Source organism: Streptomyces sp. S465 (assembly GCF_026898115.1).
GTDB lineage: Bacteria > Actinomycetota > Actinomycetes > Streptomycetales > Streptomycetaceae > Streptomyces > Streptomyces luomodiensis.
In genome coordinates, this window is sequence record NZ_CP114036.1 from 5,293,155 (window position 1) to 5,319,834 (window position 26,680).

A 26,680-nucleotide genomic window follows, 5' to 3' on the forward strand; every position below is an offset into this window, starting at 1 on the left:
CGGACACCCCGGGCAATCGATACGGCGAGTGCGAATTGAGGACGTTATGCGTGAGGTCAGCCGGAGGGGGATCCTCGGTCTTGGTGCGGGAGCGGCGGCGTCACTGGCCGTGGCCGGCTGCTCCTCCGGCTCGGGCACGCCGAAGCCGGCGAAGACGACTCAGGCGAAGCCGATCGGTGACGGCTCCACTTCGCATGGCGTGCGGCGGCCGGAGGCCCCGAAGCCGGAGCGGCTGGAGCGGGGGCAGAAGCCGCCGCAGTTCGTGGTCTTTTCCTGGGACGGCGCGGGAGAGGTCGGCAACGGTCTCTTCCCGCGGTTCCGCAAGCTCGCCGCAGACCACGGCGCGGCCATGACCTTCTTCCTCTCCGGTATCTACTGCCTTCCGGAGTCGAAGAAGTCGCTGTACCGGCCGCCGAACAATCCGGTGGGCGCATCCGACATCGGTTATCTCACCGATGAGCACATCAAGGAGACGCTGCGCAACGTACGCGAGGCGTGGCTCGAGGGCCATGAGATCGGCACCCACTTCAACGGCCACTTCTGCTCCGGGAGCGGTTCGGTGGAGCACTGGACGCCCGCCCAGTGGAAGTCCGAGATCGAGCAGGCTGTGTCCTTTGTCACAGAGTGGCGGACGAATACCCGTTTCACCGATGTGCAACCGCTGCCGTTCGACTACCACAAGGAGCTCATCGGCGGCCGCACCCCATGTCTGAAGGGCCAGAGCAATCTGCTGCCGACCGCCCGGGAACTCGGCTGGCGCTATGACGCCAGTTCGCCGGGCGGGCGCCAGGTGTGGCCGTCGAAGCAGCAGGGGATATGGGACTTCCCGCTGCAACAGATTCCCTTCCCGGGCCACTCCTTCGAGGTGCTCTCGATGGACTACAACATCCTGGCGAACCAGTCGCGGAATTCCACGAACGCCCCGCCCGCGAACTACCCGAGCTGGCGCAAGCAGGCCACCGACTCCTATCTGGCCGGTTTCCGGCGGGCGTATGAGACCAATCGCGCCCCGTTCTTCATCGGTAACCACTTCGAGCAGTGGAACGGCGGAATCTATATGGACGCCGTCGAAGAAGCGCTCAAGCATATGGCCGACGAGAAGCGGAAGGACGTCCGGCTGGTCTCCTTCAAACAGCTCACCGACTGGCTGGACGCACAGGACCCCGCGGTCCTGGCCGACCTGCGCGGGCTCGACGTGGGCCAGGCGTGGAGCGCGAACGGCCGCTGAGAGGTGCCGGGGGCGGCGGGGCGGCGGGGGCCGTACGGCCCGCGGGCCCGGCGGGGTGCTCGGAGAGGGCGGTGAGGCCCCGCTGGGGTACCCGGAGGGGGGTGGCGAAGATCCGCAAAAGGGCCATGCGAAACTTTTCACATGAGTGCCTGCCGTGCCCCTCGGGGCCTCGCGACCCGTCGTCGCGCAACCGTGCTGGCCACCGGGGCCGCGGTTGCCGCGCTGTCCCTGACTGCCTGCAGCGGGGGCGGCACCTCGGGCGGCTCCGCCGACACCAAGTTCGTCCAGGGCAAGAGCGGTGTGGACACCGTCCCCGAGGGGGACCGCAAGGAGGCCCTCGAGCTCTCGGGGAAGACCCTGGAGGGCAAGCCGCTGGAGGTGGCGGACTACAAGGGCAAGGTCGTGGTCCTGAACGTCTGGGGTTCGTGGTGCGCCCCCTGCCGGGCCGAGGCGCCGAACCTGGCCAAGGTCGCCAAGGACACCAAGGCCAAGGGTGTGCAGTTCGTCGGGATCAACACCCGTGACTCCAACCGCGCCCCCGCGCTCAGCTTCGAGAAGGCATACGGCGTCGACTACCCGAGCCTGTACGACCCGATCGGGAAGCTCATGCTGCGCTTCCCCAAGGGCAGTCTCAACCCGCAGGCCATTCCGTCGACGATCGTCCTGGACCGGCAGGGCAGGATCGCGGCCCGCGCTCTGACGCCGCTCAGCGAGGAGCGCCTGCGCGAGATGCTGAACCCGCTGATCGCGGAGAAGTGACCTCTCGTGAGCACGCTGGCCGCCGCCACCGATCCCAACCAGACCGTCCTGACCGGGGCGCTGCTGCTGGCGCTTCCGGTCGCCCTGCTCGGCGGACTGGTCTCCTTCTTCTCCCCCTGTGTGCTGCCGCTGGTGCCCGGCTATATGTCGTATGTCACCGGCGTCACGGGGACGGATCTCGCTGAGGCCAAGCGCGGCCGGATGGTCGCGGGCGCCTCGCTCTTCGTGCTCGGCTTCACCGCGGTCTTCGTCTCCGGGGGCGCGCTCTTCGGCAACTTCGGCTGGACGCTCCAGGCGCACAAGGAGACCATCTCCAAGATCCTCGGGGTCATCACGATCGTGCTGGGCCTCGCCTTCATGGGGCTGCTCAAGGGGTTCGGACAGCGGGAGTTCCGCTTCCACGTCAAGCCCACGCTGGGGCTTGCGGGGGCGCCGGTGCTGGGCGCCCTGTTCGGCGTCGGCTGGACTCCGTGCCTGGGGCCGACGCTCACCGCCGTCAACGCCCTGGCGTTCAATGAGGGGAGTGCGGCGCGCGGGGCGCTGCTCACCGCCGCGTACTGCGTGGGGCTGGGGCTGCCGTTCGTGGTGGTCGCCGTGGCCTACCGCCGGGCGCTCGGTGCCTTCGGCTGGGTCAAGCGGCACTACCTGTGGGTGATGCGTGCCGGGGGCGGCATGCTCGTCGCCCTGGGGGTGCTGCTGCTCACAGGTGTCTGGGACACCATGATGGCCTCCATGCAGACCTGGGCTCAGGGCTTCAACGTTGGGATCTGATCGATGTCCACCACCGATACCGACACCGCGGCCGGCGAGGAGGCCGGTACGGCGCCCGAGGGCGGCACCGCGCCCGAGGGCGGCGTGCCCGCCGATGAGCGCGAGCTCGGCGCCGCGGGGTCGCAGCTGTCCACCGCCCCGGCCGAGGAGATCAACGTCCCCTCGCTGGGGCCGCTCGGCTGGGCCCGGTGGTTCTGGCGGCAGCTGACCTCGATGCGGGTCGCGCTGCTGCTGCTCCTGCTGCTCTCCCTCGCCACGATCCCCGGCTCCCTGATCCCGCAGACCAGCATCGACCAGCTCAAGGTGCAGGACTTCCAGGACCGGCACCCCACGCTCACGCCGATCTACGAGAAGCTCCAGCTGTTCCACGTCTACAGCTCGGTGTGGTTCTCGGCGATCTATCTGCTGCTGTTCATCTCCCTCATCGGCTGCATCGTGCCGCGCACCTGGCAGTTCATCGGCCAGCTGCGCGGCCGCCCGCCGGCCGCGCCGCGCCGGCTCACCCGGCTTCCCGCGTACACCACCTGGCGCAGCGAGGCCGAGCCGGAGCAGGTGCTCGATGCCGCCCGGAAGATCATGAAGGGGCGCCGCTTCCGCGTCCACGCCTCGGGCGACGCGGTGGCCGCGGAGAAGGGCTATCTGCGCGAGGTGGGCAATCTGCTCTTCCACATCGCGCTGATCGTGCTGCTGGTGTCCTTCGCCGCCGGCCAGCTGTGGAAGACCGAGGGCACCAGCCTGATCACCGAGGGCGGGGGCTTCTCCAACAGCCTCACCCAGTACGACGACATCAAGACCGGGCAGCTGTTCAACAGCGACGATCTCCCCCCCTTCGGCTTCCAGCTGGACCGCTTCACCGCGACCTATGAACGCAGCGGTCCGCAGATGCGCACCCCGCGCACCTTCCGTGCCGACATCACCTACTGGGACGGTGCGGACGGTGCCGCCCGCAAGACCTCCGTCAAGGTGAACGAGCCGCTGGAGATCTCGGGCTACAAGGTCTACCTCCTGAACCACGGCTACTCGCCGGTCGTCACCATCCGGGACGGCAAGGGCACCGTGGTGCACAAGGGCCCGGTGGTGGGGCTGCCGATCGACGGGGCCAACCTCACCGAGAGCATGGTCATCAAGGTCCCGGACTACCGGGACAAGAACGGCAAGAAGGATCAGATCGGCTTCCAGGGGCAGTTCCTGCCGACCTGGGTGCGCAGCCAGGGCATGTTCTCCGTCTTCCCGGCGCTGGACAACCCGACGCTGGTCCTGACCGCCTACCACGGCAGCCTCGGCGTCGACGGCGGTACGCCGCAGAGCGTGTACCAGCTGGACAAGTCGCGGATGAAGCAGTTCATGGAGGCCGACGGCAAGACCAAGTTCGCTCGGGCGCTCGCGGTCGGCGACACCATGAAGCTGCCGAACGGCGCCGGCACGCTGACGTTCGACGGCGTCAAGGAGTGGGCCAGCTTCCAGATCTCGCACAAGCCGGGTGACCAGGGGGCCCTCATCGGCGCCGTGGCCGCCCTGGTGGGTCTGGCCGGCTCCCTGTTCATCCAGCGCCGCCGGGTGTGGGTGCGCGCGGTGACGGGTGCCGACGGCACCACCGTCGTCGAGATGGCGGGGCTCGGCCGCAGCGAGTACGCCAAGCTCCCCGAAGAACTCGCCGACCTGGCCGTCCGTTTGCAGACGGACGCACCCCCGGCCCCGGAAGCGGATCCTGACCCGGAATCCGCATCCGCTACCGCAGATCCCGCAGATCCTGCCGAAGGAGCGCGCGCGTGAAACTCGCCGCCGAAGTCAACGAGAACCTGGCTCATTACAGCAACGTGCTGATCTACTCGGCGATGGCGGTCTACACCCTCGCCTTCCTCGCGCATATCGCCGAGTGGGTGTTCGGCAGCCGCAGCGCCGTCGGCCGCACCGCGGCCGCGATCACCGCCGACGCCGAGGCCACCCAGCGCGCCAAGGTGGCCGTGCGGGTCGGCGGGCAGGGCGGCGCCACCGCCGTACTGGAGCGCCCGAAGATCGTCACCCGCTCGGCGGCCGGCAGCCGTGACATCCCGGACGGGCCGGGTGCCGCGGGCGGCACCGAACAGGGCGATGTGTACGGCCGGATCGCGGTGGGCCTGACCGTACTGGCCTTCCTCTTTCATGCCGTGGGCGTCCTCTTCCGCGCGCTGTCGGTGCGGCGGGCCCCGTGGGGCAACATGTACGAGTTCTCCACGACCTTCGCCATGGTCGCGGTGGCCGCGTACCTCGTCCTGCTGGTGCTGAAGAAGAATGTGCGCTGGATCGGGCTGCCCCTCGTCACCACGGTCCTCCTCGACCTCGGTCTCGCCGTCTCTGTCTTGTACACCGCGAGCGACCAGTTGGTTCCGGCCCTGCACTCGTACTGGCTGTGGATCCACGTCAGCTGCGCGATCATCTCCGGTGCGGCGCTGTACATCGGGGCCGTCTCCACGCTGCTCTACCTCTTCCGCGACCGCTACGAGGCGCAGCTGGAGAACCCGGAGGGCAAGCAGTACGGCCGGTTCGCCAAGTCCGTGCTGGCGCGGGTGCCCTCGGCGGCGTCGCTGGACAAGTTCGCGTACCGCATCAACGCCACGATCTTCCCGCTGTGGACCTTCACGATCATCGCGGGCGCGATCTGGGCCGAGGCGGCCTGGGGGCGCTACTGGGGCTGGGACCCCAAGGAGGTCTGGTCCTTCATCACCTGGGTCGCCTACGCCTGCTACCTGCACGCCCGCGCCACCGCAGGCTGGAAGGGCCGCAAGGCCGCCTACCTGGCCCTGTTCGCCTTCGGCTGCTACCTGTTCAACTACTACGGCGTCAACATCTTCATCACCGGCAAGCACTCCTACGCCGGGGTGTGACGACGCCGCAGTCCCATACCGCACGCCGAGCGGCCGGTTCCTGTGACCATGGCACAGGAACCGGCCGCTCGGCGTACGGATGACGCGGACAGGTGCCGCTCGTCCGACCCGTCCTCAGGACGCGGCCGGCGGCGGGGTGTCCTCGGGGCCGGAGCCGGGCCCCGAACCGGAGCCCGAGCCGGGCTCCTCGTCGGCCGTCCCGCTCCCGTCGCCCTTACGGCCCTTGTCGTTCAGGGACTTCAGGAACTCCGGGTTGTCGTCCGGTGCGACCCAGCCGCCCCCGCCCCCGCGCAGGCCACCGCCTCCGGGGACGGCACGGTCACGGCCCACGATCAGCCAGGAGATGGAGCCCACGACGGGGAACAGCAGGACGAGGATCGCCCAGAGAGGCTTGGGGATATAGCGGATGTCCTGCTCGTCGGTGGTGATGCAGTCGATGAACGCGTAGATGCTCAGTGCCAGCGGCACCAGGATCATCAGCACCCGGAGCATGAGGCGATCCCCCTGCGTGTGGTGTTCGGGCCGGTGGCTCGGGCCCCAGTTACGGGACCAGGGTAGTGCGTACCGGATACTGGGGCGTATGGCTTATGACGATCTTCGTTCCTTTCTGCGGGCGCTCGACAGGGAAGGCGACCTCAAGCGGGTCAAGGCCGAAGTCGATCCCTATCTGGAGGTCGGGGAGATCGTCGACAGGGTCAACAAGGCGGGCGGCCCCGCGCTGCTCTTCGAGAACGTCAAGGGCTCGGCGATGCCGCTGGCCATGAACGTCTTCGGCACCGACCGACGCCTCCTCAAGGCCCTTGGGCTCAGCTCCTACGACGAGATCGCCGAGAAGATCGGCGGACTGGTCAAACCCGAGCTGCCGCAGGGGTTCGGTGGAATGCGCGAGGCGTTCGGGAAGCTCGGCTCGGTGGCTCACGTACCGCCGAAGAAGGTGAAGGAGGCGCCTGTCCAGGAGGTGGTCCGCACCGGCGAGGACGTCGATCTGGACGAGCTTCCGGCGCTGTTCACCTGGCCCGAGGACGGCGGGTCGTTCTTCAACCTCGGCCTCACCCACACCAAGCACCCCGAGACCGGGGTGCGCAACCTCGGCCTCTACCGCCTCCAGCGCCACGACCGCCGCACCATCGGCATGCACTGGCAGATCCACAAGGACAGCCGCAACCACTACCAAGTGGCCGCCCGACGCGGGGAGAAGCTGCCGGTGGCGATCGCCTTCGGCGCGCCGCCCGCCGTGACCTACGCCGCGACCGCGCCGCTGCCCGGCGACATCGACGAGTACCTCTTCGCGGGGTTCGTGCAGGGCCGGCGGGTGGAGATGGTCGACTGCAAGACGGTGCCGCTCCAGGTCCCGGCGGCCGCCGAGGTCGTCATCGAGGGCTGGCTGGAGCCGGGCGAGATGCTGCCGGAGGGGCCGTTCGGCGACCACACGGGCTTCTACACGCCCCAGGAGCCGTTCCCGGCGCTCACCATCGACTGTGTGACCATGCGGCGGCGGCCCCTGCTCCAGTCGATCGTGGTGGGCCGCCCGCCGACCGAGGACGGACCGCTGGCGAGGGCGACCGAGCGGTTCTTCCTCCCGCTGCTCAAGATCATCATCCCGGACATCGTGGACTACCACCTCCCCGAGTCCGGCGGATTCCACAACTGTGCGATCGTCTCGATCGACAAGAAGTACCCGAAGCACGCGCAGAAGGTGATGCACGCCATCTGGGGCGCCCACATGATGTCGCTCACCAAGCTGATCGTCGTGGTCGACGCCGACTGCGATGTGCACGATCTGCACGAGGTCTCCTGGCGCGCCCTCGGGAACACCGACTACGCCCGCGACCTGACCGTGGTCGAAGGCCCCGTCGACCACCTCGACCACGCCTCGTACCAGCAGTTCTGGGGCGGCAAGGCGGGTATCGACGCCACCGCGAAATGGCCCGAGGAGGGCTATACGCGCGACGGCGGATGGCCACGCATGGTGATGTCCGACCCGGATACCGCCGATCGGGTGACAAAGCGATGGAAGGAGTACGGGCTGTGAGCGCCGATTCCGCGACCTCCGATCTCTTCGGCCCCGAACCGGCGCCGCCCGGACGGGTCCGCGCCTTCCTGCGGCTGGTGATGATCGAGCACTCGGTCTTCGCGCTGCCCTTCGCCTACACCGCGGCGCTGACCGCGATGCAGCTGTGGGACGGCACCGTGCACTGGACGCGGCTGTTGCTGATCACGATCGCCATGGTGGGCCTGCGCACCTTCGCGATGGCCTGCAACCGGATCATCGACCGCGAGATCGACGCCCGCAATCCGCGCACCGCCGGCCGTGAGCTGGTCACCGGCGCGATGTCGGTGCGCACCGCGTGGACCGGCGCGCTCATCGCGCTCGCCGTCTTCCTGGGCGCGGCGGGGCTGCTGGGGCCGCTGTGTCTGGTGCTGGCGCCAGTCGCGGTGGTGCCGATGGTGGTCTATCCGTACGGCAAGCGGTTCACCGACTTTCCGCACGCCATCCTGGGCCTGGCCCAGGCCATCGGCCCGGTCGGCGCCTGGATCGGGGTCACCGGCGAGTGGTCGTGGGACGCGGTGATCCTCGGGCTCGCGATCGGCATCTGGATCGGCGGCTTCGACCTGATCTACGCCTGCCAGGACGTGGCGGCCGACCGGGCGCACGGGGTGCGGTCGGTGCCGGCCCGCTTCGGCATCGCGGGCGCGCTGTACGGGGCGCGGGTCTGCCATGTGGTCACCACGGCCCTGCTGGTCTGGTACGCGCTGGCCACCGACGCCGGGGCGTTCTTCTGGGTGGGGCTGGTGATCGTCGCGGCGGCGTTCGCGTACGAGCACACGATCGTGAGGCCCGGCGATCTGTCCCGGCTGAACCGCGCCTTCTTCACGGTCAACGGCTTCATCGGGATCGCCCTCTTCTGCTGTGCGCTGCTCGACCTCGTGGTGCGGGGCCTCGGCCTGTGAGACCCGCCGGATAGGCTCGGTGGTGTGGAGCCGCCGCACGAGCCTTACGGACCGCATGAGCGGTACGGGCCGCACGAAGAAGTGAGCCGGCGCCGTCCCTGGGTGGTCGGTGTGTCCGGTGCGTCTGGGACGCCGTACGCCGCCTCGGTGCTGCGCGCGCTGCTGGCGGCGGGGGAGGCCGTCGACCTGGTGGTGAGCCGGGCGTCACGGCTGACGCTGCTGGACGAGACGGGGATCGCGTTCCGGGACGCCCACTGGCGCGAGGATCTGCGCCGCTGGCTGGCGCGCGGTGCGGACGGCACGCCGGACGCCTTCGAGGTGCCCTCGGCGGTCGCCGATGTGCGCCACTGGGCGGCCGGGGACCTGGCGGCCGGGCCGTCCTCCGGTTCGTACCCGACCAAGGGGATGCTGATCGTCCCGGCGAGCACCGCGTGTGTGGCCGGGGTGGCGCTCGGGCTGTCGAAGGATCTGCTCCAGCGGGCCGCGAGCGTCACGCTCAAGGAGCGGCGCACGCTCGTGGTGGCGGTGCGTGAGACGCCGCTGAACGGACAGACGCTGAAGGCTCTGGTGACGCTGGACGAGGCGGGCGCGGTGGTGCTGCCCGCCTCGCCGGCGTTCTACGCGGGGGCGACGCACATCCAGGATCTGGTGGACTTCGTCGCGGGGCGGGCGCTGGACGCGGCAGGGGTGCCGCACAAGCTGTACCGCCGGTGGGAGGGGGAACTCGGTGGGGACCGGGGTCGGGGAACGGCCTAGGGCCTGTCGCCCTAGCGGGTCCAGCGCCGCCTGGTGCGTGCGGCGCGGGCCGCGACGACGGCCGCGCGGCGGGCCGCACGGGAGGCGGGCCGGCCGGTGGTACGGGCTGCACGCGAGCGGTTGGCCAGGTCCCGCAGCTCGAGCATGCGGGCCTCAAGACCCTCGATCGTGTACACGGTGAGTCTCATCTCCTGAGGGATACAGGTCGATCGCCTAAAAGATTTACAGGGCTTGTGGCCCTGATGCCTTAGATTCTACATGTAATATCGCTCAAACTCTGAATAATGGAAGGCGTACGTGCTTATGGACGCGGTGGACAGGCAGCTCATCCAGGCCCTGCGGGAGAACGGCCGGGCCTCGTACGCGGAACTCGGCAGGCTGGTCGGCCTCTCCGGGCCCAGCGTCACGGACCGGATCAACCGCCTGGAGGCCGCCGGGGTGATCACCGGCTATCGCGCGACCGTCGACGCCGCCTCGCTCGGGCTCGGGGTCACCGCCCTGATCGGCATTCAGCTCTCGGACGCCACCGACCACGAGGACGTGGCCCACCGGCTGCGTGCGCTCGCCGAGATCGAGGACTGCTGGTTCATCGCGGGCGACGACTCCTACATGCTCAAGGTGCGCGCCTCCGACGTGGACGGTCTGGAGCGGACCATCCGCCGGCTCTCCGGCACCAAGGGCGTCTCCCGCACCCGCAGCACGATCGTGCTCTCCACCAAGTGGGAGAACCGGGTCGGCGAACTTCCCGAGGACATCGAGGCGTAGTCTCGGCGAAGGCTGACATCAGCAGACGTATGGGAGGTGACCGCGTGACGGCGACCACACACGACGCGGGTTTCAAACGGGAGTTGGAAGAGAAGGTCCGCGCGGGTGAGCGGCTCTCCCGGGAGGACGGCATCGCCCTCTACGAGTCCGACGACCTGGCCTGGCTCGGCGGTCTCGCCCACGAGGTGCGCACCCGTAAGAACGGCGACGTCGTGCACTTCAACGTCAACCGTCACCTCAACATGACGAACGTGTGCACCGCGTCCTGCGCGTACTGCTCCTTCCAGCGCAAGCCCGGCGAGAAGGACGCGTACACGATGCGCATCGAGGAGGCCGTCCGTCTCGCCAAGGCGATGGAGAACGAGAACCTCACCGAGCTCCACATCGTCAACGGCCTGCACCCCACCCTCCCCTGGCGCTACTACCCGCGGTCGCTCAGGGCGCTCAAGGAGGCCCTTCCGCAGGTCTCGCTGAAGGCCTTCACCGCCACCGAGATCCACCACTTCGAGAAGATCTCCGGACTGTCCGCCTCCGAGATCCTCGACGAGCTGATCGACGCCGGGCTGGAGTCGCTCACCGGCGGCGGCGCCGAGATCTTCGACTGGGAGGTCCGGCAGCACATCGTCGACCACGAGACCCACTGGGAGGACTGGTCGCGCATCCACCGGCTCGCGCACGAGAAGGGCCTCAAGACCCCGTGCACGATGCTCTACGGACATATCGAGGAGCCCCGCCACCGGGTGGACCACGTGCTGCGGCTGCGTGAGCTCCAGGACGAGACCGGCGGCTTCCAGGTCTTCATCCCGCTGCGCTACCAGCACGACTTCGTGGACATGAAGGACGGCAAGATCCGCAACCGGCTCCAGGCCCGCACCACCATGGCCACCGGCGCGGAGGCGCTGAAGACCTTCGCGGTCTCGCGGCTGCTGTTCGACAACGTGCCGCATGTGAAGGTCTTCTGGGTGATGCACGGCGTGCGGACCGCACAGCTCGCGCTCAACCACGGCGCGGACGACATGGACGGCTCGGTCGTCGAGTACAAGATCACCCACGACGCCGACAACTACGGGACGCCCAACAAGCTCACCCGTGACGATCTGCTCGAGCTGATCCAGGACGCCGGCTTCCGGCCGGTGGAGCGGAACACCCGCTACGAGATCATCCGCGAGTACCAGGGTCCGGACCCGGCCCGGCGCGAGGCCCCGCAGCCGATGCGGGTCTGACCCGTCCCGCCCGCCGCGGGTCTGACCCGTCCCGCCCGGCGGCCCGATGTCTGACGGCCGCCGAGCGGGGCACCCGGGGCCCATGGCCGGTACGAAGAGCCCCGAGGACGCGTACACCGCCGCCCCCTTCGTCCCGGAGGGCGCCGACCTGGGCGCGCTCCGGGAGGCGGCGGCCGGATGCCACGGCTGCCCGCTGCACCGCGCCGCCACGCGCACGGTCTTCGGCGCCGGAGATCCGGCCGCCCGGGTCCTGCTCGTCGGCGAGCAGCCGGGCGACCAGGAGGACCGGCAGGGCAAGCCCTTCGTGGGCCCGGCGGGCAAGGTCCTCGACCGGGCCCTGGACGAGGCTGGGATCGACCCGGACGAGACATACATCACCAACGCCGTCAAACACTTCAAGTTCACCCACGTCCCCGAGCGCGGCAAGCGGCGCATCCACAAGCCGCCGAGCCTGCGCGAGATCTCCGCCTGCGGGCCGTGGCTCGAGGCCGAGGTGGAACTGATCGAGCCGGAGGTGATCGTGGCGCTCGGCGCCACGGCGGGGAAGGCGCTGCTGGGCCCGTCGTTCCGGGTGACCAAGCAGCGCGGGACGCGGCTGGAGAGCGACGCGTCGGGACCGGCGCGCGGCGGGCTGGTCGTCCCCACGATCCACCCGTCGGCGGTGCTGCGGGCCGATGACCGGGAGGCGGTCTACGGGGGCCTGGTGGCGGACCTGAGGGTCGCGGCGGAGGTGCTCGGCTAGCCGGCCACCGCCCCGTAAGGGGTTCGCGCGGCGAGGGCGCCGACCGCCCGTAGGTATCGTCGGCCGCATGTCCCTGCGCTTCGAACTCGACCCCGAGACCACCCCTGAGCTGCTCGACTCCATCTGCGCCCTGTGGGCCGACGTCTCGAACGCGGGGGGCGCCGTCGGCTTCCTGCCGCCCGTGGCCAAGGACGACGTACGGCCCGATCTGCTCAAGCACCTCGCCGCGATGGCGGAGGGCCGCAGCCGTCTGCTCATCGGCCGCGACCAGGGCGGCGCGGTGGCCGCCACCGCCTTCTTCACCTTCAACACCCACCGGCTGATGCGCCACTGGTGCTGGCTCTACACCGTGATGGTGCACCCCTCCCACCAGGGCAAGGGACAGGGCCGCGCCCTTATGGCCGCCGCCGAGGGCGCCGCCCGCGGTATGGACGGCATCCAGGGCATCCGGCTCACCTGCCGCGGCGGCACCGGGGTGGACCGCTTCTACGAGGCGTGCGGCTACAAGGAGGTCGGGCGGGTGCCCGAGGCGATCAGGGTCGCGGACGACGACTTCCGGGACGACGTCACCATGTGGCTGCCGCTGAATTGATCGGAAACCGGGCGTGGTTCACTGGGAGGACAGGTTTTCCCAGCGGAAACCCCAGCAGAAGCCCCAGCAGAGAGAGGACGACTCGTGTCCTTCACGCCGAGCGCCGCGTTCCGCTACACCCTCATGCGCCTGGGAATCTTCGTCGGCTCCTTCCTGGCCATCTGGGCCCTGGTCTACTTCCGGGTGCTGCCCTCCGGCCTCGGCGACTCCAACCTCTTCTGGGTGGCGCTGCTCGCGCTGGTCGTCTCCGCGCCGCTCAGCTGGGTCATGCTGCGCAAGCCACGGGAGGCCATGGCCGTCCAGGTCGCCGAGAAGGTGGACCGCGCCAAGGAGCGGCTGGCCGCGAACCAGAGCCAGGAGGACGGCGTCTGACCGGCGCGGGGCTGTAACGCTCCTCACACCCCCGGCACACCGCGCGGCGCCCCTTGTGTCAGCTTCCGCTGGCAGAAGGGGCGTTGATGTGTTTCCGCCCCTCAGAAGTCAAAGAAACCCTTTGGGTTCCCCAAAGCGGCAGTGTTAACGTACTTGTCATGAAGACAGCAGCCGCGCCCCTCATCTCCGCGAGCGTTCCGCTCGTGGCGCGCCTGCACATCGATCTTTGCCGCTGCCGGTCCGCGGCCTGTCGCCGCCGCTGACCCACCTCATGTCCAGCGGCCGGAGATCCCGTACGGACTCCTGGCTCTCTCCCCGCTCTCCTACCTCCCCCGGAGTGTGTCCGTTGTCGTCCGCCCTCAAGGCGGCCCCCCAGGGGCCGTCGTCCTTCCGCCTGCCCAAGGTGCCGTTCTGGGCCCAGATCCTGCTGGGGCTCGTCCTCGGTGTGGTGCTCGGCTGGATCGCCCGCAGCGGTGATGTCGGCTGGCTGGTCACCACGCTCGACAAGATCGGATCGATCTTCGTCCAGCTGCTGAAGCTCGCCGTCGCCCCGCTGGTGTTCTTCGCGATCCTGATCTCGATCACCAATCTGCGGAACGTCAACAACGCCGCTCGGCTGGCGACCCGCACCCTGCTGTGGTTCATGGCCACCTCGCTCATAGCCGTGGCCATCGGCCTCGCGATCGGCCTGGTCACCAACCCCGGCGCCGGCACCGACCTGACCCCCAAGGACGGCGCCAAGCCCGACCACGCGGGCTCCTGGCTGGACTTCCTCACCGGCATCGTGCCGACCGACGTCATCACGCCGTTCACCGAGCTGAACGTCCTCCAGATCGTCTTCATCGCCGCCGTCGCGGGCGTGGCCGCCCTCCAGCTCGGCGAGAAGGCCCAGCCGATCCTCACCCTGAGCCAGTCGGTGCTCGAACTGCTGCAGAAGGCCCTGTGGTGGGTCATCCGCCTCGCCCCGCTGGGCACCCTCGGCCTGATCGGCACCGCCATCGCCGACTACGGCTGGAACCTGATCGGCAAGTACGCGACCTTCACCGCCGACATCTACATCGGCTGCGCGCTGGTGATGTTCGGCGTCTACCCGCTGCTCCTCGCGACGGTCGCCAAGGTCAACCCCCTGAGCTTCTTCAAGGGCGCCTGGCCCGCCATCCAGCTCGCCTTCGTCTCCCGCTCCTCGGTCGGCACCATGCCGCTGACCCAGAAGGTCACCGAGCGCCTCGGCGTCCCCAAGGAGTACGCCTCCTTCGCGGTGCCCTTCGGCTCGACGACGAAGATGGACGGCTGCGCCTCGATCTACCCGGCGATCGCCGCGATCTTCATCGCCCAGATCTTCGACGTCCACCTCGGTGTCGGCGACTACCTCCTGATCGCCTTCGTCTCCGTGATCGGCTCCGCCGCCACCGCCGGCCTTACGGGTGCCACGGTCATGCTGACCCTGACCCTCTCCACCCTGGGCCTCCCCCTGGAGGGCGTCGGCCTGCTGATGGCCATCGACCCGGTCCTGGACATGATGCGGACCGCCACCAACGTGGCCGGGCAGTCGCTGATCCCGGTGATCGTCTCGGCCCGCGAGAAGATCCTCGACCGCGACGCCTACGCCCACGCCAGCGCGTCCCCGCTGGACGACAGCGACGAGCCGGAGCGCCGACTGGCCGCCGCGTAACGCGCCTGCCGGCCGACGGTGCCCCCGGACCCTCGAGGTCCGGGGGCACCGCCGTTCACTCGCCCGCCGTGGCCTCCAGGCCCACGACCGCCACCACCAGCAGGAGCAGGAAGAAGACCCGGGCCGGGGTGACCGGTTCGTGGAAGAGGACCATGCCCAGCAGCGCGGTGCCGACCGCGCCGATGCCGACCCAGACGCCGTAGGCCGTGCCGATGGGCAGGCTCCGCACGGCCACGCTCAGCAGCCCCATGCTCACGATCACACCGGCGACGGTGATCACACTGGGCCACAGCCGGGTGAAGCCGTCGCTCAGCTTCATGCCGATCGACCAGCAGATCTCGAACAGCCCGGCCGTGAGCAGCAGGACCCATGCCATGACGGCACCTCCGTGAAGTCTCTCGTTACGGGGTGCGTCGTCTTTGCGGGTCCCGGTACGGCGCGTCTCGTCGGGTGGTTCCCGACCGTAGCAAACCCCGGCGCGTCAGGTGAGCGGGGCGGTGAGGAGGGGGAGGGCGCGGATGAGTTCGCGTTCCCAGTAGGGCCAGGTGTGGGTGCCGGGGCCGTAGAGGTGGGCGGTGACGGCCAGGCCGTGGCCGCGGGCGCGGCGCAGATAAGCGCGGGCCATCTCGCCGAGGCCGCGCTCCAGGCTGTCCTCGGGACGGTCCGGCGGGTCGAGGGGGCCCGGGGCGCCGTTGCCGCAGGAGAGGTAGAGCGGGTAGCCGCGGGGGAGCCGGGGGATGAGGGCGTACGGGTTGTGAGCGTCCCAGAGCGCGGACTGGGCGGCGGGATCTCCCCACAGGTCCGCCGGGTCGGTGCCGTAGCCGGTAAGGATGTCCTGAACGCCGCTGGGGTCCGCGGTGGTGTGGATGACGCCGCTGAAGGAGGCCGCCGCGCGGAAGAGGCGGGGGTGGCGGGCGGCGTAGCAGAGGGCGCCGAAGCCGCCCATGGACAGACCGGCGATCGCGCGGCGGCCGTTGCACCGTAAGGCGCGCTCCAGGAGGGGGCGCAGCTCGGCCAGGTGGAAGGTCTCCCAGGCGGGCGGGCCATAGTGGCCGCCGTTCCACCAGTTCGAGTAGAAGCCGACCGGACCGCCCTCGGGGGAGACGATCAGGGCCGGGACGTCGGCGGTGATGCCCTCGACATCGGTGTTGAGGGTCCATGCCTCCCAGCCGGGGCCCGGGTCGCAGCAGCCGTGCAGGAGATAGAGGACGGGCCAGCGGCGGTGGGGGCCGCGGTCGTAGCCGGTGGGGAGGAGGACGCGGGCATGGCCCTCGCGGCCCAGGGCGGGGGAGTCGATGGTCAGGTCCAGGACGCGTTCGCTGACGCGGTCCGCGGCGAGCAGGCGCGCGCGGTCGGCCGTCCGGCGTCCGGCGAGGGCTTCCGGGGAACGCACCCTGGAGGAGCCGGGCTCCGGGGAACGGGCTTCCGCGGGGGCGGGGAGGAGCGGTACGGCGGCCAGCGCGGTCAGCGCGGTGACGGCTCGGCGGCGGTTCGGCATCGTTCGTTCTCCTTCGCGGCGCTGCGTTGCGGAGCTGAACGGGACACGGTGCGTGGTCAGTTGAAACTTTGATGTCGGCGGGCGGCGGTGGCAAGGGCGCTGACGGCGGACCCACGTAGGCTTACCCGCGATATGTGTGCGGGGGGCACGATCGAAGGGGGCGGCCTGCGTGGGCGGGGCGACGAGGAGCAAGCGCGTACCACGGGCGGTGCGGGAGCAGCAGATGCTGGACGCGGGGGTGCGGGCCTTCGCGCGCAGCGGCTACCAGAACGCCTCGATGGACGAGATCGCCGAGCTGGCCGGGGTCTCCAAACCGCTGGTCTACCTCTATCTCAACTCCAAGGAAGAGCTGTTCACGGCCTGCATACGGCGCGAGGCCGCGGCACTGGTGACCGCCGTGCGGGCCGCCGTGGAGCGGGACGCGTCCGCCGACCGGCAGTTGTGGAGCGGGCTGAGCGGCTTCTTCGCGCATACGGCCGAACACCCCGACGGATGGACGCTGTTGCACCTCCAGGCGCGTACCCAGGGGCAGCCCTACGCACGGGAAGTGGCCGCGATGCGGGCGGAGATCGTGGCGTTCGTGACGCAGCTGATCGGGGCAGCGGCGCGGGAGCACGCACGCGGGGCGGCGCACGCTGGGACACTCGCGGGCACCGAGGTGGCCGGGCTCGCACACGCCCTGGTGGGCGCGGCCGAGTCGCTCGCGGACTGGGCGGGGGACAGGAGAGCGGGCGGGCCCTCGGCCAAGGAGGCCGCGGCCACCTTGATGAACTTCGCGTGGGCCGGGCTGGGCAACCTCCTGCGCGGGCAGGAGTGGACGCCCGAGAGGATCGGCTGACGCGCGGTCCGGCGGGGTGGGCGCGGCGTCAGGCGCAGGTGCCCCGCGTCGGCTCGTCCGCCAGCCGGGCGGCCAGCCAGTCCAGGGCGATCGGTATCCCGGCCAGCGCCGTGTCGACATGGTCGAGCGGATAGTGCCGCCACTCCACCGGTGCGCCCAGGGCGCACCAGCGGTCCCGCAGCGCCGCGCCGACCTGGTACGGAATCAGTTCGTCCGCCGCGCCCTGGTAGAGGTGGACGGGGCGGTCGGGGGAGCGGGTGCCCAGAGAGGACTCGCGCAGCGCGAGTTGCCAGGCCGGGTCGGCCAGCGGGTCCCTTACGGTCACCTCGGACCTGTGCCGGAAGAGCCGGGCGACGGTGCTGAGGGGGACGCAGTTCCGCTTCATGAAGTCCACCTGGCCGCGGCCCCGGTCGTTGAGGTACGAGTCGAGCCGCAGCTCGGGGAAGGCCGCGTCCTGTCCGGCGAGCGCCATAAGGGCGAGCCCGGCGCCGGTCCCGCCGTCGTTGTGGGCGAGCGTGGTGGGCAGGTCGGCGGGCACGCCTCCGGCGACCGTGCCCTTCAGCCGCAGTTCTGGGGCGTACGAGGCGTGCAGCTCGGCGGCCCAGCCGGCCGCCTGGCCGCCCTGTGAGTAGCCCACGACGCCCACGGGCGCGTCGGGCGAGAGCCCGGCCCCGGGGAGGCGCTGGGCGGCGCGCGCCGCGTCCAGGACGGCATGGCCCGCGGACCGGCCGACCGTATACGTGTGGTCGCCCGGGGTGCCCAGGCCCTCGTAGTCGGTGACGGCGACGGCCCAGCCGCGGCGCAGTGCGAGGTGGATCAGCTGGGCCTCGCGCACGGTGCCCTGCGGGAACCGGCCGGACACCGCGCAGCCGTCGGCGAGGCCGACGGCGCCGATGCCCCAGGTGACGAGCGGCCGGGGGCCCTGTCGGCCGTCGTCGGGGACGATGACCGTGCCGGAGACGACGTCGGGGCGGCCGGTGGCGGTGGTCGAGCGGTAGGCGATGCGCCAGGCCTTGGTCGCGGTCGCCACACCGGGCTGGGTGCGGAAGGCGGTGGGGGCCGAGCTGACGACGTCGCCCGGTCTGCCACCGGCGTCGGCTCCGGTGGCCGGGGCGGGGGTCAGGGCCAGGACGGCGAGGCCGGCGAGGGCGGCGAGGGCGGCGAGCACGGTGGTGTGGATGCGCATACGGCTCTTCCCAGTGGTTCCGCTGGAAGGGGGAGCGGATTGACGGGCCGCCACCGCTCGTCCCTCGGATGACGGTAGCCCGATCGGGTGCATATGTCAGCGGTGCGTCGCCGAACGCGTACGGTGTGTGAGCGCCTTGTCGTCCTCCACGCCGCGGGCGCGAAAAGGCAGGAGCCCTGCTTCCCGGCGAGCGGGGAGCAGGGCTCCTTGGGTGGTGCTGCTGGATCAGACCGCGCTGACGTTCTCCGCCTGCGGGCCCTTCGGGCCCTGGGTGACGTCGAAGGTCACGGCCTGGTTCTCCTCAAGAGAACGGAAGCCGCTCGCGTTGATCGCGGAGTAGTGAACGAAGACATCGGGGCCGCCGCCGTCCTGGGCGATGAAGCCGAAGCCCTTCTCGGCGTTGAACCACTTGACGGTTCCGGTAGCCATAAGCCCTCCTTGGGCCAAAGGGTTGCCCTGCTCCAGAACCTGCAAGAAGTCTGAAAACTACAAAAGCCTGCGGTTACATGCTCCGCAGGCTCTGTACTGCAAGGAAACCAAACTGCAACTTGCGGCGAGCTTAGCACGCTGCGTGTGCGCTGGGAAAGAGCCGAAGATCACGAAAACGAGGGGTTTCCCTGGCTCTTGAGGTGGATAAGGCCGCAGGTCGTGCGGCTGGTGACCAGTGAAGACAAGGCTAACGGACCACCCCGCCGCCATTCCCCGGGGCCGGCGGGGCTAGCCTCCGAGACGTGGACAATTCACCGAGTTCCCCCTCACGGAGTACACAGGACGCCCCCGAAAGCATCAGCCCTCCTGTGGGTCATCGGCTCAGCCGACCGAAAGTGGGCCACATCCAGTACCTCAATTGCATGCCCTTGTACTGGGGCCTCGCCAGGACCGGATCGCTCCTGGATTTCGAGCTCACCAAGGCATCTCCCGACGAGCTCAGCGACCTGCTGGTCCGTGGTGATCTCGACATCGGCCCGATCAGCCTCGTGGAGTATCTGCGCAGTGCCGACGATCTCGTCGCGCTGCCCGACATCGCGGTGGGCTGCGACGGACCCGTGATGTCCTGTGTGATCGTCTCGCAGCAGCCGCTGGAGCGGCTGGACGGGGCGCGCGTCGCGCTCGGCTCCTCCTCGCGCACCTCCGTACGCCTGGCCGAGCTGCTGCTCGCCGAGCGGTACGGGATCACTCCCGACTACTACACCTGCCCGCCCGACCTCAGCCTGATGATGCAGGAGGCCGAGGCGGCGGTGCTGATCGGCGACGCCGCGCTGCGGGCCAATCTGCACGATGCGCCCGAGCTGGGCCTCCAGGTCCACGACCTGGGGCAGATGTGGAAGGAGTGGACGGGACTCCCCTTCGTCTTCGCGGTGTGGGCGGCCCGCCGCGACTATCTGGAGCGGGAGCCGGAAATCGTCCACGCGGTGCACCAGGCGTTCCTGTCCTCGCGGAACCTCTCCCTCGAAGAGGTCGGCAAGGTCGCCGAGCAGGCGGCGCGCTGGGAGCGGCTCGAGGCGTCGGTGCTGGAGCGCTACTTCACCACCCTCGACTTCAGCCTCGGCGAGGCGCAGCTGAAGGGCATCACCGAGTTCGCCCGCCTTACGGGGCCGACGACCGGCTACCCGGCGGACGTCCGGGTCGAGCTGCTGACCTGACCTCCCGGAGACCATGGGCCTGCACCCTCCCGGAGACCATGGACCTTCACATGGGCCTTCAGTGGACGGCGGGTACACCGCCTAAGCTGGACCGGCTCACGGAGGGGGAGGCAAACGCGATGGATCCGCTGGGAGCGGACGACCCGCAGGTCATCGGCGCGTACCGGCTGCTGGGACGGCTCGGTTCGGGCGGTATGGGCCGGGTCTTTGTGGGACGCAGCGCGGGCGGGCGCACGGTCGCGGTCAAGGTCGTGCACGCCCATTTCGCGCTGGACGAGGAGTTCCGCGCCCGCTTCCGGCGCGAGGTCGACGCCGCGCGCCGGGTCGGCGGCGCCTTCACCGCACCGGTGCTCGACGCTGACCCGGAGGCACGCGTTCCGTGGGTGGCCACCGGCTATGTGGCGGGCCCCCCGCTCAGCCAGGCCGTGGCCGACGAGGGCCCGCTGCCCGAGTCGTCGGTGCGGGCCCTGGGCGCGGGGCTCGCGGAGGCGCTGGCCGCGGTGCACGCCCTCGGCCTGGTCCACCGCGACGTCAAACCCTCCAATGTGCTGCTCGCGCTCGACGGTCCGCGTCTGATCGACTTCGGTATCGCGCGCGCCACCGAGGGCACCGTGTCGCTGACCTCGACCGGTGCCTCCATCGGCTCGCCCGGCTATATGGCGCCCGAGCAGATCCTGGGCGAGAACGTCGGCGGCCCGGCCGATGTCTTCTCCCTCGGCGCGGTGCTGGCGTACGCGGCGACCGGTGAGCCGCCGTTCCCGGGGGACAGCTCGGCCGCGCTGCTCTACAAGGTGGTGCACGACGAGCCCCGGTTCGGCCCTGAGCTGACCGGGGAGCTGCGCGATCTGGTGGCCGCGTGCCTCGCCAAGAGCCCGGCCGACCGCCCCACCCCCGAACAGATCGTGCGGCGCCTCTCCCCGGCGGACGGCGCCTCGGCGCTCGCCCGGCCGGGCTGGCTGCCGGGGGCGCTGGTCGAGCGGGTGGGCCGGCAGGTGGTGGAACTGCTCGACCTGGAGGCGGAGACCGTGGCCCCGGCGGACGACGCCGAGCCGTCCGCCGGGGACTCCCCGACCCCGCCGCCCACCCCCGCCCCGCCCCCGCTGGGCGCCTTCGGCCCGCCCGACCCGTCGTACGCGAACGGGCGCCCGCCCGAGCCGTCGTACGGGAACGGGCTGCCGTCCGAGCCGTCGTACGGGAACGGACTGCCCGCGAACGACCAGCCGGGCAGACCTCCGCTCCCCGCACCGCCGTCGTCGAAACCGGGCGGCCGCAGGGTCGCGCTCTCCGCCGCCGTCGGCGGTAAGAACCGGCCCAAGGCGCTGAGCTGCACCCTTGTGCTGTCCGTCGCGGGCGCGCTGGCCGTCGCGACGACCGCCGCCGTGCTCTTCAGCGTGCTGCCCGGAGACGGCGGCGGCCATGACGACCAGAGCGCCGGCCAGACCCGCCCGTCCGCCACGGGAAAGACGCCGGGAGACGGCGACACCGACACCGGCTCCGGGAGCGGCGCCGTGCCCAAGGCGTTCCTCGGCACCTGGCAGGGCGATCTGACCTCCGACTCGGGTATCCCCGTGGGCACCCTGACGATCACCTTCCGGCAGGGCCGCACGGGGCAGGAGGTCGCCAGCGGCCGGGTCAAGCTGTCGGTGCTGCGCTGCGTCAGCACCTGGAAGCTGGTCTCGGCGACACCGAAACAACTCCACCTGGACGCGCGCCTCAAGGGCTCCGAGCCCCAGCAGGGGTGCAGCGACGCCTCGACCGACGAGCAGTTCACCCTCACCTCCGACGACACGCTCAGCTACAAGGCGAAGGACAAGCAGGCGGGTGACCCCACGGGCACCCTTCGCAAGCTCAAATGAGCGCGGAGGCGGGGGCTCGGACGCGCGGGACACGTACTCGTACAGGCGTACAGGAGCTGGCGTACGCTGGGTCGGTCCACCCATAAACCTCCGAAAGGTACGCCCCGGTGTCCGCAAACGCAGAGGTGCAGGCAGTCCTCGACCGCGCCGCCGAGGGGGGCCGCATCACCCCGCAAGAGGCGCTCGACCTTTACCGCTCGGCTCCGCTGCACGCCCTGGGGGCCGCGGCCGACGCGGTCCGGCGCCGTCGCTACGCGGGCACCGAGCACATCGCGACGTACATCATCGAGCGGAACATCAACTACACCAACGTCTGCGTGACGGCCTGCAAGTTCTGCGCCTTCTACGCCGCGCCCAAGGACACCGGGAAGGGCTGGACCCGCGATCTCGACGACATCCTGCGGCGCTGCGCGGAGACCGTCGAGCTGGGCGGCACCCAGATCATGTTCCAGGGCGGCCACCACCCGGACTACGGCGTGGAGTACTACGAGAAGCACTTCTCGGCCATCAAGGCGGCGTTCCCGCAGCTGGTGATCCACTCGCTGGGGGCGTCCGAGGTCGAGCACATGTCGCGGATCTCGGGCGTCTCGGTCGAGGAGGCCATCCGCCGGATCCACGCGGCCGGGCTGGACTCCTTCGCGGGCGCCGGCGCCGAACTGCTGCCGGAGCGGCCGCGCAAGGCCATCGCACCGCTGAAGGAGTCCGGTGAGCGCTGGCTGGAGATCATGGAGACCGCCCACAACCTGGGCGTGGAGTCCACCACCACCATGCTGATGGGCACCGGCGAGACCAACGCCGAGCGGATCGAGCACCTCCGCATGATCCGGGACGTACAGGACCGCACCGGCGGCTTCCGCGCCTTCATCCCGTACACCTACCAGCCCGAGAACAACCATCTGAAGGGCCGCACGCAGGCGACCGTCTTCGAGTACCTGCGGATGATCGCCATCGCCCGGCTCTTCCTCGACAACGTCGCCCATATCCAGGGTTCCTGGCTGACCGTCGGCAAGGAGGCCGGCCAGCTGGCGCTGCACTACGGGGCGGACGACCTCGGCTCGGTGATGCTGGAGGAGAACGTGGTCTCCTCGGCGGGCGCCCGCCACCGCTCCAACCGGATGGAGCTGCTCCATCTCATCCGCGCGGCCGGCCGGGTCCCCGCCCAGCGCGCGACGACGTACGAACACCTGGTGGTGCACGACGACCCGGCGAACGACCCGGTCGACGACCATGTCGTCTCGCATCTGTCCTCGACCGCGATCGACGGTGGCACCGCCCACCCCGAGCTGACGGTGATCCAGGCGTCCTGATGCTCACGCTCCACTCGGCGCCCGTCGTCCGGACCACCACCGATGACGCGGCGCCGCTGCACGACGCGGCCGTCGCGGTCGACGGAGACCGCGTCGCGGCCATCGGCCCGCTGGACGAGCTGCGACGCGCCTATCCGCGGGCCCGGGTGCGGGAGTGGCCCGGGGAGCTCGGCCCGGCCCTGGTCCACGAGGGCCCGGTGCCGGATGCGCCCACCCCGCGGGAGCGGATCCACGCCCTGCTGCGGCAGGGGGCGACCGCCGTCCTCGCGCGGCACCTCGGGGACCCCGAGCTGCGCGCGGCCGCCCACCGGGGCGGCATCGCCGTCCTGGACCGGCCGCGGCCGCCCGTCCTCGCCCCGGCGGGCCGCGCGGATCTGGCCGTCTTCGACGCGGACGGCGCCTGCCTGGCCACGGTGGTGGCGGGGCGGCTGGTGCACCGGCGCCGCTGAACCCGGGCGGGCCCCGGGCGGGGGCGCGGGGCGCACGAGGTGAACAATGGGGGCGTGAGCCGAGCATCCCTGGACAAGCAGCCGCATGAAGTCGCCGCCATGTTCGACGGCGTGGCGGCCAAGTACGACCTCACCAATGATGTGCTGTCGCTCGGGCAGGCCCGGCTGTGGCGCAAGGCGGTCGCCCGCGCCGTGGACGCGCGCGCCGGTGAGCGGGTGCTCGACCTCGCCGCCGGTACGGGAACGTCCTCGCTGCCCTTCCGGACGGCGGGCGCCTACGTGGTGCCGTGCGACTTCTCGCTCGGGATGCTCCGGGAGGGCAAGAAGCGCCACCCTCGGCTGCCGCTGACGGCGGGCGACGCGACCCGGCTGCCCTTCGCGGACGGGGTCTTCGACGCCGTCACGATCTCCTTCGGGCTGCGCAACGTCCAGGACACCGAAGGGGCGCTGCGCGAGATGCTGCGGGTGACCCGGCCCGGCGGACGGCTCGTCATCTGCGAGTTCAGCCACCCGACATGGGAGCCGTTCCGCACGGTCTACACCGAGTACCTGATGCGCGCGCTGCCGCCGATCGCGAGGTCGGTCAGCAGCAACCCGGACGCGTACGTCTACCTCGCCGAGTCCATCCGCACCTGGCCCGACCAGCCCCGTCTCGCCGCCCGGCTGCGATCGGCCGGCTGGGAGCGGCCGGCCTGGCGCGACCTCACGAGCGGAGTGGTGGCCCTGCACCGGGCGTACAAGCCGTAAGGCGGCCGTGGCTGCCGTAAGGCGGTCATGCGCGCCGTAAGGCGGCGGGGGCGGCCCTTCGCGAGTGCCGGAACGCGCCCCCCATAGACTGCAACCGTCCAGTGCCCGGCGCGACCGGCACGCCGTTACCGAGGCATGGGGAGACCCCGCGTGAGCGAGACCGCACCCACCGAGAGCGCGTCCTCCGGGATCTCGGAGCGCAGCGCCGATGTCATCGTCGTCGGCGCCGGGCCGGCCGGCTCCACCACCGCGTACCACCTCGCCAAGGCGGGGCTGGACGTGCTGCTGCTGGAGAAGACGGCCTTCCCGCGCGAGAAGGTGTGCGGTGACGGTCTGACCCCGCGCGCCACCAAGCAGCTCGTGGCCATGGGCATCGACATCTCCGAGGAGGCGGGCTGGCTGCGCAACCGGGGCCTGCGGATCCTCGGCGGCGGGGTGCGGCTGCAGCTCGACTGGCCGGAGCTGGCCGCGTACCCGAACTACGGCCTGGTCCGTAAGCGCGACGACTTCGACGAGCAGCTGGCGCGGCAGGCACAGAAGGCCGGGGCGCGGCTGTACGAGCGCTGCAATGTGGGCGCCCCGATCGTCGACGAGCGGACCGGCCGGATCACCGGGGTCGAGGCGAAGCTGGGCGAGGAGAAGGCGCCCGCCACCTTCCACGCGCCGTTGGTCGTCGCCGCCGACGGCAACTCCACCCGGCTCTCGCTCGCCATGGGGCTGCACCGGCGCGAGGACCGGCCGATGGGCGTGGCCGTGCGGACGTACTTCACCTCGCCCCGCCATGACGACGACTATCTGGAGTCCTGGCTGGAGCTGTGGGACCGCCGGGGGCCCCAGGACCGGCTGCTGCCCGGCTACGGCTGGATCTTCGGCATGGGCGACGGCACGAGCAATGTGGGCCTCGGCGTCCTCAACACCTCGTCCTCCTTCAAGGAGCTCGACTGGCGCGAGATCCTCAAGGCGTGGTGCGCCTCGATGCCGGAGGACTGGGGCTACACCCCGGAGAACATGACCGGCCCGATCCGCGGCGCCGCGCTCCCGATGGCCTTCAACCGGCAGCCGCACTACACCCGCGGCCTGCTGCTCGTCGGTGACGCGGGCGGCATGGTCAACCCGTTCAACGGCGAGGGCATCGCCTATGCGATGGAATCCGGGCAGATCGCCGCGGACGTGATCGTCCAGGCCCATGCCCGCGCCACCGCCCCCCAGCGCGAACTGGCCCTCCAGCGCTACCCGAAGGTCCTCAAGGACACCTACGGCGGCTACTACACGCTGGGCCGGGCGTTCGTGAAGCTGATCGGCAACCCGAAGGTCATGAAGCTGGCGACGCAGCGCGGGCTGACGCATCCGATGCTGATGCGGTTCACCCTGAAACTGCTGGCGAACCTGACCGATCCGACCGGCGGCGACGCCATGGACCGCATCATCAACGCCCTCACCAAGGTGGCCCCGCGGGCCTGAGGGGCCTGGGGCCCCGGCTGGGCCGTGAGGGTCCGGCTGACGGTCCGCCCGCGCCCGACAGGCACGTCCAGCGGTCCGGGGGCTATGCGCCCGGCCCGCCGCTGGTGATGACGCCGAACGGCGCCCCGCCCACATCCGTCAGCCAGGCCATCCGGCCGACCCCCTCGGCCGACATGGCCGGCATCAGCACCGAACCGCCCAGGTCCTGCCCCTTGGCGACCACCGCGTCGCAGTCCGCCACCTCGAAGTACGGCAGCCATTGCGGCGGTGTCGAACGCCCCTCCTGGAGCTGGGCGGCGCCGCCGAAGGCGCCCTCCCGGCCGGCGCCGGACGTCATCAGCACCGTGTACGCCCCGCCGGGGAAGGACATCTCCTCGGTGTCCCAGCCGAAGACCTTGCGGTAGAAGGCCAGGTCCCTGGTGGGCTCGGGGGAGTGCAGCTCGGTCCAGCACAGGGTGCCCGGGTCGGTGACCGCGTCCAGCCCCACCGTCCTGCCGGGCTGCCAGACGGCGAAGCGGGCGCCGCCCGGGTCGGTGAACTGGGCCATCCGCCCCTCCTCGAAGACGTCGAACGGGGCCAGCCGCACCTTGCCGCCCGCCTGCTCGACGGTCTTCGCGGTCGCCTCGGCGTCAGGGGTGTGGAAGTACGGCGTCCAGGCGGGCCGTGATCCCTCCTCGGTGAGCGGCCCGACGGCCGCGACGGTCTTGCGGTCCAGGGTGAAGAAGCCGTACCCGCCCGCCTCGGGGCCGGCCGACTCGAAGTGCCAGGCCATCAGGGAGCCGTAGAAGGCCGCGGCCGCTTCGATGTCGGAGGCGCCCAGATCCAGCCAGTTGGGGGCGCCGGGCACGTAATCGGTGGTGAGCATGGGGCGCTCCTTCGACGGTCGGGCGCGAAGGCGCACAAACTTCTCGAAGTCCTCGGATTACCTCATTACTCAGTCTGGCACCGGCCACCGACGGCCGCCGCCGGGCTCGACATGACGGCGCCACGGGCCGGTGG

Annotated in this window: 28 protein-coding genes and 1 riboswitch; of the genes, 21 read left to right on the top strand and 7 right to left on the bottom strand. The window is 70.7% G+C overall.

Annotation, left to right across the window (positions count from 1 at the left end):
• The first annotated feature begins 46 nt into the window (after positions 1 to 46).
• The 5 genes from N6H00_RS22410 to ccsB all read left to right on the top strand — a co-directional run bounded on the left by N6H00_RS22410 (position 47) and on the right by ccsB (position 5,622).
• Complete coding sequence (locus tag N6H00_RS22410; RefSeq protein ID WP_268973612.1) at positions 47 to 1,228, top strand: hypothetical protein; 1,182 nt, start codon at positions 47 to 49, stop codon at positions 1,226 to 1,228.
• 141 nt (positions 1,229 to 1,369) lie between these two features.
• On the top strand, positions 1,370 to 1,987 hold the full coding sequence (locus tag N6H00_RS22415; RefSeq protein ID WP_268973613.1) for a TlpA family protein disulfide reductase: 618 nt from the start codon (positions 1,370 to 1,372) through the stop codon (positions 1,985 to 1,987).
• Between the two features lie 6 nt (positions 1,988 to 1,993).
• Positions 1,994 to 2,758 carry a cytochrome c biogenesis CcdA family protein gene (locus N6H00_RS22420; RefSeq protein ID WP_268973614.1) on the top strand — a complete coding sequence of 255 codons (765 nt, stop codon included), beginning with the start codon at positions 1,994 to 1,996 and terminating at the stop codon, positions 2,756 to 2,758.
• 3 nt (positions 2,759 to 2,761) lie between these two features.
• On the top strand, positions 2,762 to 4,531 hold the full coding sequence (gene resB / locus N6H00_RS22425) for a cytochrome c biogenesis protein ResB (RefSeq protein ID WP_268973615.1): 1,770 nt from the start codon (positions 2,762 to 2,764) through the stop codon (positions 4,529 to 4,531).
• A complete protein-coding gene (ccsB, locus tag N6H00_RS22430; RefSeq protein WP_268973616.1) occupies positions 4,528 to 5,622 on the top strand; it encodes a c-type cytochrome biogenesis protein CcsB in 1,095 nt (364 codons plus the stop codon). The genes resB and ccsB overlap by 4 nt, the downstream gene beginning before the upstream one ends.
• A 114-nt stretch (positions 5,623 to 5,736) precedes the next feature.
• Here ccsB and N6H00_RS22435 read toward each other — a convergent pair whose 3' ends face one another.
• Positions 5,737 to 6,114: a PLD nuclease N-terminal domain-containing protein gene (locus tag N6H00_RS22435; RefSeq protein ID WP_268973617.1), complete on the bottom strand. Its 378-nt coding sequence runs from the start codon at positions 6,112 to 6,114 to the stop codon at positions 5,737 to 5,739.
• An 88-nt stretch (positions 6,115 to 6,202) separates the two neighbouring features.
• Between N6H00_RS22435 and N6H00_RS22440 the strand changes: the two genes are divergently transcribed.
• From N6H00_RS22440 to N6H00_RS22450, 3 genes are all read left to right on the top strand, one after another.
• A complete protein-coding gene (locus tag N6H00_RS22440; protein ID WP_268973618.1) occupies positions 6,203 to 7,654 on the top strand; it encodes a menaquinone biosynthesis decarboxylase in 1,452 nt (483 codons plus the stop codon).
• The gene (gene mqnP, locus N6H00_RS22445) at positions 7,651 to 8,574 is read left to right on the top strand and encodes a menaquinone biosynthesis prenyltransferase MqnP (RefSeq protein ID WP_268973619.1); all 924 of its coding nucleotides are present in this window, start codon (positions 7,651 to 7,653) and stop codon (positions 8,572 to 8,574) included. The genes N6H00_RS22440 and mqnP overlap by 4 nt, the downstream gene beginning before the upstream one ends.
• 81 nt (positions 8,575 to 8,655) lie before the next feature.
• Positions 8,656 to 9,330, top strand: coding sequence for a UbiX family flavin prenyltransferase (locus N6H00_RS22450; RefSeq protein WP_268977073.1), 675 nt, complete (start codon positions 8,656 to 8,658; stop codon positions 9,328 to 9,330).
• 11 nt (positions 9,331 to 9,341) lie between these two features.
• Here the strand turns inward: N6H00_RS22450 and N6H00_RS22455 are convergent, their stop codons facing one another.
• Positions 9,342 to 9,518, bottom strand: a complete 177-nt coding sequence (locus N6H00_RS22455; protein ID WP_268973620.1) for a hypothetical protein — start codon at positions 9,516 to 9,518, stop codon at positions 9,342 to 9,344.
• 115 nt (positions 9,519 to 9,633) lie between these two features.
• Between N6H00_RS22455 and N6H00_RS22460 the strand changes: the two genes are divergently transcribed.
• The 6 genes from N6H00_RS22460 to N6H00_RS22485 all read left to right on the top strand — a co-directional run bounded on the left by N6H00_RS22460 (position 9,634) and on the right by N6H00_RS22485 (position 14,696).
• The gene (locus N6H00_RS22460; RefSeq protein WP_268973621.1) at positions 9,634 to 10,095 is read left to right on the top strand and encodes an Lrp/AsnC family transcriptional regulator; all 462 of its coding nucleotides are present in this window, start codon (positions 9,634 to 9,636) and stop codon (positions 10,093 to 10,095) included.
• A gap of 29 nt (positions 10,096 to 10,124) precedes the next feature.
• Positions 10,125 to 11,318, top strand: coding sequence for an aminofutalosine synthase MqnE (gene mqnE / locus N6H00_RS22465; protein WP_268973622.1), 1,194 nt, complete (start codon positions 10,125 to 10,127; stop codon positions 11,316 to 11,318).
• 82 nt (positions 11,319 to 11,400) lie between these two features.
• A complete protein-coding gene (locus tag N6H00_RS22470) occupies positions 11,401 to 12,060 on the top strand; it encodes a UdgX family uracil-DNA binding protein (protein WP_268973623.1) in 660 nt (219 codons plus the stop codon).
• A gap of 67 nt (positions 12,061 to 12,127) precedes the next feature.
• On the top strand, positions 12,128 to 12,652 hold the full coding sequence (locus tag N6H00_RS22475; RefSeq protein ID WP_268973624.1) for a GNAT family N-acetyltransferase: 525 nt from the start codon (positions 12,128 to 12,130) through the stop codon (positions 12,650 to 12,652).
• Between the two features lie 84 nt (positions 12,653 to 12,736).
• A complete protein-coding gene (locus tag N6H00_RS22480) occupies positions 12,737 to 13,024 on the top strand; it encodes a DUF4229 domain-containing protein (RefSeq protein ID WP_268973625.1) in 288 nt (95 codons plus the stop codon).
• Positions 13,025 to 13,370: 346 nt separating this feature from the next.
• The gene (locus tag N6H00_RS22485) at positions 13,371 to 14,696 is read left to right on the top strand and encodes a dicarboxylate/amino acid:cation symporter (RefSeq protein WP_268973626.1); all 1,326 of its coding nucleotides are present in this window, start codon (positions 13,371 to 13,373) and stop codon (positions 14,694 to 14,696) included.
• 55 nt (positions 14,697 to 14,751) lie between these two features.
• Here N6H00_RS22485 and N6H00_RS22490 read toward each other — a convergent pair whose 3' ends face one another.
• Positions 14,752 to 15,072: a DMT family transporter gene (locus N6H00_RS22490; RefSeq protein ID WP_268973628.1), complete on the bottom strand. Its 321-nt coding sequence runs from the start codon at positions 15,070 to 15,072 to the stop codon at positions 14,752 to 14,754.
• Between the two features lie 31 nt (positions 15,073 to 15,103).
• Positions 15,104 to 15,169: riboswitch (guanidine-III (ykkC-III) riboswitch) on the bottom strand.
• 8 nt (positions 15,170 to 15,177) lie between these two features.
• On the bottom strand, positions 15,178 to 16,194 hold the full coding sequence (locus N6H00_RS22495) for an alpha/beta hydrolase (protein WP_268973629.1): 1,017 nt from the start codon (positions 16,192 to 16,194) through the stop codon (positions 15,178 to 15,180).
• Between the two features lie 223 nt (positions 16,195 to 16,417).
• Here N6H00_RS22495 and N6H00_RS22500 point away from each other — a divergent pair, with 223 nt between their 5' ends.
• Positions 16,418 to 17,032, top strand: coding sequence for a TetR/AcrR family transcriptional regulator (locus N6H00_RS22500; protein ID WP_268977074.1), 615 nt, complete (start codon positions 16,418 to 16,420; stop codon positions 17,030 to 17,032).
• A 28-nt stretch (positions 17,033 to 17,060) separates the two neighbouring features.
• Here N6H00_RS22500 and N6H00_RS22505 read toward each other — a convergent pair whose 3' ends face one another.
• On the bottom strand, positions 17,061 to 18,218 hold the full coding sequence (locus N6H00_RS22505; protein ID WP_268973630.1) for a lipase family protein: 1,158 nt from the start codon (positions 18,216 to 18,218) through the stop codon (positions 17,061 to 17,063).
• Positions 18,219 to 18,443: 225 nt separating this feature from the next.
• Positions 18,444 to 18,647: a cold-shock protein gene (locus N6H00_RS22510; RefSeq protein ID WP_009715975.1), complete on the bottom strand. Its 204-nt coding sequence runs from the start codon at positions 18,645 to 18,647 to the stop codon at positions 18,444 to 18,446.
• Positions 18,648 to 19,003: 356 nt separating this feature from the next.
• On the opposite strand from N6H00_RS22510, the gene N6H00_RS22515 reads away from it, so the two are divergent.
• The 6 genes from N6H00_RS22515 (at position 19,004) to N6H00_RS22540 (ending at position 25,681) form a co-directional block, all read left to right on the top strand.
• Entirely contained in the window at positions 19,004 to 19,861 is an 858-nt protein-coding gene (locus N6H00_RS22515) for a menaquinone biosynthetic enzyme MqnA/MqnD family protein (protein ID WP_432280754.1), read from the top strand.
• A gap of 119 nt (positions 19,862 to 19,980) precedes the next feature.
• Positions 19,981 to 21,717: a serine/threonine-protein kinase gene (locus N6H00_RS22520; protein WP_268973632.1), complete on the top strand. Its 1,737-nt coding sequence runs from the start codon at positions 19,981 to 19,983 to the stop codon at positions 21,715 to 21,717.
• A gap of 107 nt (positions 21,718 to 21,824) precedes the next feature.
• Positions 21,825 to 23,024 carry a cyclic dehypoxanthinyl futalosine synthase gene (gene mqnC / locus N6H00_RS22525; RefSeq protein WP_268973633.1) on the top strand — a complete coding sequence of 400 codons (1,200 nt, stop codon included), beginning with the start codon at positions 21,825 to 21,827 and terminating at the stop codon, positions 23,022 to 23,024.
• A complete protein-coding gene (locus tag N6H00_RS22530) occupies positions 23,024 to 23,473 on the top strand; it encodes an imidazolonepropionase-like domain-containing protein (protein ID WP_268973634.1) in 450 nt (149 codons plus the stop codon). Before mqnC ends, N6H00_RS22530 begins: the two co-directional genes overlap by 1 nt.
• 54 nt (positions 23,474 to 23,527) lie before the next feature.
• Positions 23,528 to 24,220, top strand: a complete 693-nt coding sequence (locus tag N6H00_RS22535) for a demethylmenaquinone methyltransferase (protein ID WP_268973635.1) — start codon at positions 23,528 to 23,530, stop codon at positions 24,218 to 24,220.
• 135 nt (positions 24,221 to 24,355) lie between these two features.
• Positions 24,356 to 25,681, top strand: a complete 1,326-nt coding sequence (locus N6H00_RS22540; RefSeq protein WP_268973636.1) for a geranylgeranyl reductase family protein — start codon at positions 24,356 to 24,358, stop codon at positions 25,679 to 25,681.
• A gap of 82 nt (positions 25,682 to 25,763) precedes the next feature.
• On the opposite strand, the gene N6H00_RS22545 is transcribed toward N6H00_RS22540, so the two are convergent.
• Positions 25,764 to 26,546, bottom strand: a complete 783-nt coding sequence (locus tag N6H00_RS22545; RefSeq protein ID WP_268973637.1) for a VOC family protein — start codon at positions 26,544 to 26,546, stop codon at positions 25,764 to 25,766.
• Positions 26,547 to 26,680: the final 134 nt, after the last annotated feature.